This is a genomic window from uncultured Chryseobacterium sp., from assembly GCF_913776365.1.
Lineage (GTDB): Bacteria > Bacteroidota > Bacteroidia > Flavobacteriales > Weeksellaceae > Chryseobacterium.
In genome coordinates, this window is sequence record NZ_CAJYMO010000180.1 from 1 (window position 1) to 9760 (window position 9760).

Below are 9760 nucleotides of genomic sequence, written 5' to 3' on the forward strand. Positions count from 1 at the left end.
CGAAATCTTCGTCACAGGTATTCAGTGCTGCAGTGGTGCCCAGAATCACTGCCGGCAAAAAGTTCATCTGGATGTTGATCTGGCCGGCAGAGAAGCATTCGTTATTGTTGAACTGAACTTTTACATACACTGTAGCATTGCCTCCTGAAACCGTAAATTGGGTCGGATCGGCAATCGGATTGGAAAAGACATTGGTGGCAGCGTTATAATTCAGGTAATAGGTAAAACTGACGTTGGTTCCGGTATAGATCTGAGGCTGTGCCTGGGTAAGATTATATACTTCAGCACCGTCATTGTTATTGTCACAGATATTGTTCAGCACGATATTGACAGGCGAATTGACAGCCGGTGTGGAAGTCAGGCTTAGGGTTACCGGATAAACCTGCTGGCAGTTATACGAATTGATTTTTGCAAAAACCTGCTGCGTCCCTGTCAGGGTAATATTAGTAACCGGATTGGTTCCGGCGGCAGCATCGGCAGCCGTCAGGTAAAAAATAACGCCGGCATTCTGGTTACCTATGATAGCCTGGGCAAACTGGGACAACACCACATTTTCCGAGTTGTTGTTACCGATGTCACATACGGTGAAGCTGGACTGCACGGCCACGGGGTGTACCAGGTTAACGGTGATCGGGCGTATCGTGTAACAGTCGTCGGCAATCTTGAACTTTACGAAATACACCTGCGTCACAAAATTCCCGTCGGCAGTAATCGTCTGATTTACGCTGATCGGGTTGGTACCTGCTGTCGCATCAATGTTATTGGCATAGTATTCCGTTGTGGGAACTGTGGCCGGTAAGATCAGCATTCCGGCAGAAAGTGTGCTCAGATTGACACTTACATCTTCCGTTCCGTTGAAACAGATGTATTCTGTTTTTTCATTGGCGGTAATTTTGGTGAAGGTAACATTCATATTCACCGTGGCCACGGCAAAACAGCCGTTCGGGATCTGGACTCTTACATAAATGGTATAAATTCCTTCCTTGATAACGTTGAGGACGGCTCCGGATCCGGTAAAGGCTTCATTGTAGGTATTGTATGCAGCAAACGTAGCTCCCGGCTGTGTCGTGATCAGCGGTCCGATCGTCAGCGGATAATCAAAAGCTTCCTGGTTGTCTGCATTGATATCGCAGATGGAATAGGTGAAATTAAGCGGTGAATTCATATTCACTCCCGGTCTGAACTGGAAGTTTACAGGCCCGAGGATATAGGTGCATGTACCTTCCTGCAGCCTGATCCAAAGCTGTGTGGCAGTCGTGATGTTTGCAGTGGTAATGGCATTTGCATTATTCTGTGCATCAGCCTGGGAAGCATAATAGGTGATGCCGGTAGTGCCCGGTACGAAAAGCTCGGTATTCAGCAGGCTGAGGTTATAATTTGCCTCAACTCCGTCATTATTGGTATCACAGAGCTCAACGGTATTTTTGAGCAGGCTCTTGTTCAGGAGGTTCAGCGTCAGTACGGCTACCCGGTAACAGGTAGGTACAGCCGGATTCTGGATCCTTACATACAGTACCGTATTGGCGGTAAGGCTATAATTGTTCGGCAGCGGATTGACGTTATTCTGCGCATTCTGGAGGCTGGTGTGGAAGCTGAAGGTAAAATTGGCAGGGTTTTGCGTAGTAAGGTTGGCCTGGAAACTGTTTAAAGTCAGGTTCGTATTTCCACAGAAGTTCTGGGTATAATTTTTTGCAGCGGGATAAGAAGGGTCAAACGTTACCGGGAAATCATCCGTCAGGGCAAGATTGCTGTTTCCACAGATATTGAAGACCACATTGGCTGTATAGACATCGCTCTGGGTAGGACAAACCGTGGTCTGGATACCGGTTCCTACCGTCTGCCCTGCAGCATTGGTCCAGGTCACCTGTGGCTGGATTACATTTCCGGTAGGATTGAACCGCCAGCCTTCCTGCAATGCCTGCCATACGCCGGTATTTCTGGAAGCTGGTGACACTCCCTGGGTACCGGTACTGTTGATAATCCCGATCACGGCATTCTCAAATTTTCTCGTCGGGCATGGGGTAAGCTTTTTTTCTACGAATACATCGATGATGTTGGTGGTTTCATGAAGCACGATCTGAGAAGAAGACCGGTCCGTGCATCCGGCCACCCTTCCGTCGAAAAAGCTGATGACGAATTTACGGTAAGGGGCCGTTCCTACGGTTGAATAATAAATTTCCGAAGAATCGTTGGCAGAAAACACCATGTCATGATAGACACCGAAGATGGAATTTTTCGGGAGATTGGCATTCGGGTTCTGCCACTGGACATTCGGGTAATTGATGTTGCCAAGCTGGCTGAGGTCAAAAGTAACCATTCCGTTGGAGCCCACCACCAAAGCCTCAAAATACTGATTATAGAAACAGAATTTGAAAGGCAGGTTGAGCTTGACGGCAAAAAGGTCATCGTAATTGGCATTCAGGGCGGTTCCCTGATTCAGGGCAACAGGCGGATTGTAGCTTTCCTGGGTGACCTCATAATTGGTCGTCTGCTTTAGCAAAGGATATTCCACATTCAGTGAAATACATCCATTCGCATCAAGGTCGTTCGTACAGGTTACCTGAAAGCTTTCGTTGCCTGCATTATCTTTTACTTTAACATTTACGGGAGCCTGAGAAAGCGCGGAAATCCCCATAAACACGCATAAAATCTGTAAAAATTTCATCATAGGTATACTAAATTAATCACTATCGCATGATAAATATACTAATTTTAATTGAGAAATTTTCAAACATAATGATGTATTTCTATTAAATTAATATCGAAACAATCTATAATATTGTTGTACAATAAATTAAATTTTATCTATATTAATAAAAAACCTTACTTCGAAAAGTAAGGTTCATTTTTATTTCTGTAGATAATTTATCTGATCAGGTCGGTATTCTGCTCTTCATGATCATCATCATTGTCACTATAGCCCCAATAACTGTTTTCCTCATCTTCTGCGATATCGTCAGTCCCTGCATCCCGGTCAACTCCCGGAATGTCCAGTCCTTTATCAAGGGACTCTTCCTCCGGCTGCTCGTTGAAAACCGGTCTCCCGTTTCCGTCGATAGGGATATGCTCTTCCTGATTAAAAATATCTTCACCCGGGCTGTAGTCTCTCTGCTCCAGCCGTCTTTCCTGTTCCTGTTCACTATTTTCGGATATCATAATAATGTGTATTTTGGTGTTGCTTTATCATAAACAAATTTAGTTCCAAGTTGCCATTTTTCAGGAATAGACTTCCGGATTGGCGCAGGCAGGCATTTTTTCCCCTTTGGCAAAGGCGATAAGATTGGCCGCAGCCAGCTTCGCCATCCCGGTTCTGGCTTCCACGGTAGCTGAACCGATATGCGGCAGGACGCAGACGCTGGAAAGCTCCAGCAGCGGATCATCTTTAAATATCGGTTCAGGATTCGTTACATCAAGCCCCGCTCCCCAGATTTTTTTTTCCGCAAGCGCATCATAAAGGTCTTTCTGGTGATGGAAGCCGCCTCTCGCCGTATTGATGAAAATGGCATTTTCCTTCATCTTCGAAAAGATTTCAGCATTGAACAGCTCTTTCTGCTCCGGTCTGAAGCTGGCGTGGATACTCAAGACATCCGACGCTTCTATCAGCTCATCAAAAGAAACATAACGTGCCCCCAGCTTTTTCTCTGCCTCTTCGTTCGGATGACGGTTATGGTAGATGATTTCCATTCCGAAGGCAGCCCTCGCTTTCAGTGCCATTTCAAGCCCGATTCTTCCAAGGCCGAAGATCCCCAGTGTTTTCCCGTACAGTTCCTGGCCCAGCGCATGCAGCGGATCAAAATCGCCCCAGTTTCCGGATTTTACTTTTTCAAAATTGTAGCTGGCTCTCCTGGCGACAGCCTGCATCAGCAAAAATGCCACATCAGCAGTAGCTTTGCTCAGGACATCCGGTGTGTTCCCAACCGGAACATGATGATGGATGGCCTCCTGAATATCCACATGGTCAAAACCCACCGAGTATAGCGCAATGGCTTTTACGTTGGGGCATTCGGTAAAGAAATCCTTGTCATATTTGAAGTCACTTCCTACACTGAGGACCAGGTCATGGCTTTTGCAGTAGCCCAGCCACTCTTCGCGGGACAGGTTTTCATGGTCGGGAATGAAAATTTCAAACCCGGCCTCCTCCAGCATATGGATTCCCGCTTCCGGAATCCTCTTATTGATGAATACTTTCATAGTAGGTAATCTGATTTTGGTTAAACGATTATATGGTTGCAAGCAAATCAAAAAACAAACCAAGCCCTGTTGTGGTTAAAAACCTTAACAGGGCTTGGTCTAAAATCCGCTAAAAATACTAAATTTGCATCCTATCAAATTGTAAAAGCAAGCAATACCTATATTATGACATCACAAGAGATCCGTCAGAAATTTTTAGATTATTTTAAAAGCAAAGACCACCTGATCGTTCCTTCGGCACCGATTGTACTGAAAGACGACCCTACCCTGATGTTCTCCAACTCCGGGATGACGCAGTTCAAAGACTATTTTTTAGGCTATAAAGAACCTAAAGCCCCAAGGATTGCCGATACACAAAAATGCCTCAGGGTTTCCGGAAAGCACAATGACCTTGATGATGTGGGCAGGGATACCTATCACCACACCATGTTTGAAATGCTCGGAAACTGGTCTTTCGGAAACTACTTTAAGAAGGATGCCATTGCTTTTGCCTGGGAACTGCTGACTGAAGTGTACGGAATCCCGAAAGAAAACCTCTACGTCACCATTTTTGAAGGGGATGCCTCCGAAAATCTGGAAAGGGACCAGGATGCTTATGATTTCTGGAAATCCCATATTTCCGAAGACCGGATCATCAACGGGAATAAGAAAGATAATTTCTGGGAAATGGGGGAAAGCGGACCTTGCGGACCGTGTTCCGAAATCCATGTGGACCTGAGAAGTGAAGAAGAAAAAGCAAAAATTTCAGGACTTGAACTCGTGAATAACGACCATCCGCAGGTAGTGGAAGTATGGAACCTGGTCTTCATGGAATTCAACAGGAAAGCAGACAAGTCGCTGGAAAAACTTCCTGCCCAGCACGTAGATACCGGAATGGGCTTCGAGCGCCTCTGTATGGCCCTCCAGGGAAAATCTTCCAACTATGACACCGATGTTTTCACGCCGCTTATCGCTAAAGTGGAAGCGCTTTCCGGTAAAAAATATACCGGTATCCTGGAAGACGAAAAAGATATTGCCATCCGTGTGGTGGTAGACCACATCAGGGCAGTTTCTTTTGCCATTGCAGACGGACAGCTGCCTGCAAGCGGAGGAGCAGGATATGTAATCAGAAGGATTTTAAGAAGGGGAATCTCTTATGCCTACCGCTTCCTGGACATGAAAGAACCTTTCCTTTACCAGCTGGTGGCCGTTCTTCAGGAACAGATGGGCCCGTTCTTCCCTGAACTGGAAAAACAGGGAACGCTGGTGACGGAAGTCATCAAAAGCGAAGAGGAATCCTTCCTTAAAACCATTGAAACCGGCTTGATCCGCGTCGAGAAACTGATCCAGCAGACCCTGGCAGGAAGCCAGAAAGTATTACCGACGCTGGAAGTATTTGAACTCTATGACACCTACGGGTTCCCGGATGATTTAACGCGCATTATTGCCGAAGAAAAAGGCCTCACCATTGATGAGGAAGGCTTTCAGGCAGAAAGAGAGAAACAGAGATTACGTTCCAAGGAAGATTCGGCCCAGAAAGTCTACGACTGGGTGACGCTGGAAGAACAGGAGGCCTCCTTTGTAGGATATGACCGGACTGAGTCTGAAACCTATATTACCAAATACAGAAAAGTAGAAAACAAAGACGGGGAATTTTACCAGGTGGTACTCGGCAGCTCACCATTCTATCCGGAAGGCGGCGGACAGGTCGGCGACAAGGGAGTGCTGGAAAATGCAACCGAGAGCTTTGAAGTCCTGGAAACCAAAAAGGAGAACGGGCTGATCGTTTCCCTGATCAATGGTCTTCCTAAAGATGCCGGTGCCCTTTTCTATGCCAGGGTAAATGCTGCAGACCGCAGGAATTCACAGGCCAATCACTCCGTAACCCATTTGCTCCATGAAGCACTGAGGGAAGTACTGGGAACCCACGTGGAACAGAAAGGCTCTTTCGTAGGGCCGGATTACCTGCGTTTTGACTTTTCGCATTTCAGTAAGATGACGGAAGAAGAACTGGCTCTGGTGGAAAGTAAAGTGAACGCGAAAATCAAAGAAAGCATTGCCCTGCAGGAATTCAGGAATATCCCGATCCAGGAAGCACTGGATAAAGGAGCGATGGCCCTATTCGGGGAAAAATACGGAGACCATGTACGGATGATCCAGTTCGGGACCTCAAAGGAACTCTGCGGCGGAACACACGTAAAAAATACCATTGAAATCGGACACCTTAAAATCGTTTCCGAAAGCTCAGCCGCTGCAGGCATCAGAAGGATTGAAGCGATTTCAGGGGATCAGTCTGAAAAATATTTCCGGGACCTTGAAAAACAGATCGCGGAGCTTTCCCAGTTGCTGAAGTCCAGAGACCTCACGCGTTCCATTGAAAAACTGATGGAAGAAAATGCTTCTTTGAAATCTGAAGTGGACACCCTGAAAAAAGAAAAGGCCAAAGGCGAAATTGTTGACTGGAAAGGAGCTTACCAGCAAAAAGGCGATAAATTGCTTTTGGTAAAAAGAACATCTCTGGATGCCGGCTCGGTAAAAGATATCGTCTTCCAGCTGAAGAAAGAAATCCCGACTTCCATAACGGTTATTCTGTCCGATGCAGACGGAAAACCGATGATCACCGTTGGCGTTTCAGATGATCTGGCAGCAATTTATCAGGCAGGCGCACTGATTAAGGAATTAGCAAAAGAGATCCAGGGCGGCGGCGGCGGAAACCCAGGCTTTGCCACTGCCGGCGGTAAAAACCTGGACGGACTTGAAAATGCCTATCAGAAAGCATTGATGCTTTAAAATCCTGACCAGTAAGATTAAAAAAGGCAGCTGTTTTCATGAACAGCTGCCTTTTTTCAAGTATAAATTAAAATGCTGTCCATCAATTTAAATCAGATGATAGAAGCTAAAGCACAAAGAACAAAGTTGATAGATCGCTCTTATGTGGTATTTTACTTTCTAAAGTAAAAAGGTCTTATGTGATATGCAAAACTTCTATCCAGTGATGCTGACAGGAAAGACTTGTAGTCTATTTATTTGCCTTTTGCCTGCCTATATTGTTTTAAATCCATATTCTGTTCTGTTTATCTCCGTAAAATATCACCTGTTACATTACTTATTCCTAAATTAGCGAATGGTGAAGATCCGGCTTTTATTGTGTTTTCTATTTGTCATCTCATGCAGAGAAGGCAAACCGGCAGATGATGACAAGCGCAATGCACTCATGGTCACCATTAATGCAGAAGATAATTTGCTTGCTTATTCTTACTTTAAAGATAATGATTATGCGGTTAAAGTTGAAGATCTGAGAACCAACAATACAGTGTTTGTATACAACATTCAGGATAACTGCTTTACCAATCCCCGGATCCATAATGGTAAATTATATTTCCCTGAATCGAATCACGTATTTGTATGTGTCAGTTACAAGACCGGTAAACCGCTCTGGAAATTACCGACTCAAGGACGGATCCTGGAATTTCAGATGGTAAAAGATGATATAATTATTGCAAGCGTAGATGGTTACGGAATCATAGCCATTCATGCCGATACAGGTAAAATACTATATGTATTGCATTTACTCTCAAACAGCAATTGCCAGGTTGATCTTTCACCGCGCCCTGTCAGATTTGATGAAAATTATTTTTACGTGGCAGGTTTCAACTGTAAAACGATTTCAGCGTATGAAATTCTGTCAGGTAAAAAAGTATGGAGCAGAGAAGATTACCGATTTTCCTTATCCAGTTTTATCATTACAGGAGATTTCATTTTTTCAGGAAATATGATAGATAATGATAAAGAAGAAATCATACTGCTGGAAGCTCATACAAGCAAATTGCTCTACAGACAACCAGCATCATTCGACCTGTTTACAGACCCTGTCGTATACCAGGATAAAATCTATTACCATACCAACAATGCAGAGCTGAAAGAATTTGATATCAGGAAAAAAACGGTGCGCACTGTGTTCACATTCAGAACATATGAAGATATCATCGGAGGCCAGATGTTCCGGCTGGATCATTTCCTGTTTTTTCAGGATATGCAGTACCATATTGTAAAAATTGACCTGCAAACTTTCAACAGGAAAGTTATTGACAGAGGAAAAAAAGGATTGCTGGAAGTGTACAAAATAAATGACGAGATAAAGCTGATATACTGAGTGTCACATAGTACGTTAAAAACCTTTTACAGTTTATTGAATATCTGAGAGAATCAACCCTGATAAATCATTTTATAACGTAACCTCAGGGAATTGACATTTTATAGATACTATCTGCTATTCTGATATATACTGTCATTTTACATTTACAGTATTTTTGTACTGTACAATACTTCAAAAAAATCCTGAAAATTTTCAGGATTTTTTTATTTTAACTCCACTTTGGAACGATTCATGATAAACAAAAAAAACAAGAGATGTTGTTTTATTTAAATGGTATGGTATTACTTATTAACGCAAAATAATCTAACCAATATCAGCAATATAACAACAATACCACACGAAAAGATGATTTATTTTAAGATAATTACATTACACAAATTAATATAAACTACAAAATTTACTAGTATGAAACCGACCAATTTTCTTTCAAAAATTCAGATTGCCGTATTGACCGTGATGACCAATTTCGCTGTTGTATGGGCAAACGCACAGGAGAAAGCAGCAGACTTAAAGGTAGATGTCGATTTAGATAAAGGAGGCAGCTCAGGAGGCTGGATGTCCAATCCTATCATATGGGTTGCATTGGCACTGATTGTTATCCTTATTGTAGCTTTAGCTGCCCGGGGAGGAGGAAACAGCAGAGCATAGGCCTGTAGATGCTGTCATCTCTTACATAGCTGTAAAGCACCTTTTGATGTACAACGCTAAACCTCATTATAACAACAATTTAAAAATAAGGCCGTCCGTTACCGGACGGCCTTGCTGTTGTACTGATTTTTAGATTAAAAAGGCTTTATTTTTATAGGCTTGTGTTGTATTTTTAACAAAATATTATATTTTCCCGTGGTATATGGTAACGTTCTTATCGGTAGTTTTGTTCTAATCCCTAAAAGATACCAATGACAAAATTTTTATCTCCGCTGTTTTTATTTTTCAGCCTCCTGTTTTTTGGGCAGAGCCAGCTGAAAGTACTGAGCAAAACCGATAAGCAGCCGGTCCGCAATGCCGCTGTATACTGCGAAGACGAGCTTCTCGGCAAAACCGACCTCAACGGCAGCCTGTCTTTTAAAACAAAATGCAGAAAGGTAGAAATCCTGGCCAGCAACTTTCAGGATATCATAGCAGAGGTAAAAAAGAATATGGAAGTGACCATGCAGCCTTTATCCGAAAAGATGGGTACTATTGACAAGGTAATCATCCAGGATAAAAGTGATCCGGAAGCACTCAGGATTCTGGATGAGCTGAACAGAAGAGCCGAAGGAAATTCCCCGAAATCGCTGGATTCCTATACTTTTAAATCCTACACCAAATATTCCATTGATGTGGACCAGGACTCCGTCGGTATTTTTAAAGACTTCATAGCCGCCCGGAAAGATTCGCTGGCCCATGCGGAAAAAAGGGAATTCAAACAGGATAAGGGCGAGAAAAAAGGTT

6 protein-coding genes and 1 pseudogene are annotated in these 9760 nt (G+C 43.7%); 4 read left to right on the plus strand and 3 right to left on the minus strand.

Features of this window, described 5'->3' with window-relative positions; translation table 11 throughout:
- From QZ735_RS09270 to QZ735_RS09280, 3 genes are all read right to left on the minus strand, one after another.
- The coding region (locus QZ735_RS09270; protein ID WP_294247266.1) for a hypothetical protein at window positions 1-2668 on the minus strand (2668 nt) is incomplete at its 3' end.
- Between the two features lie 197 nt (window positions 2669-2865).
- Complete coding sequence (locus QZ735_RS09275) at window positions 2866-3156, minus strand: hypothetical protein (protein WP_294247268.1); 291 nt, start codon at window positions 3154-3156, stop codon at window positions 2866-2868.
- A gap of 60 nt (window positions 3157-3216) precedes the next feature.
- Window positions 3217-4191, minus strand: coding sequence for a D-glycerate dehydrogenase (locus QZ735_RS09280; protein WP_294247270.1), 975 nt, complete (start codon window positions 4189-4191; stop codon window positions 3217-3219).
- 165 nt (window positions 4192-4356) lie between these two features.
- On the opposite strand from QZ735_RS09280, the gene alaS reads away from it, so the two are divergent.
- From alaS to QZ735_RS09300, 4 genes and pseudogenes are all read left to right on the plus strand, one after another.
- Window positions 4357-6960 carry an alanine--tRNA ligase gene (gene alaS, locus QZ735_RS09285; protein ID WP_294247272.1) on the plus strand — a complete coding sequence of 868 codons (2604 nt, stop codon included), beginning with the start codon at window positions 4357-4359 and terminating at the stop codon, window positions 6958-6960.
- A 334-nt stretch (window positions 6961-7294) separates the two neighbouring features.
- Window positions 7295-8323: a PQQ-binding-like beta-propeller repeat protein gene (locus QZ735_RS09290; protein ID WP_294247275.1), complete on the plus strand. Its 1029-nt coding sequence runs from the start codon at window positions 7295-7297 to the stop codon at window positions 8321-8323.
- Between the two features lie 408 nt (window positions 8324-8731).
- On the plus strand, window positions 8732-8974 hold the full coding sequence (locus tag QZ735_RS09295) for a hypothetical protein (RefSeq protein WP_294247278.1): 243 nt from the start codon (window positions 8732-8734) through the stop codon (window positions 8972-8974).
- Between the two features lie 251 nt (window positions 8975-9225).
- A pseudogene (locus QZ735_RS09300) lies at window positions 9226-9760 on the plus strand (hypothetical protein); the annotation flags it as partial.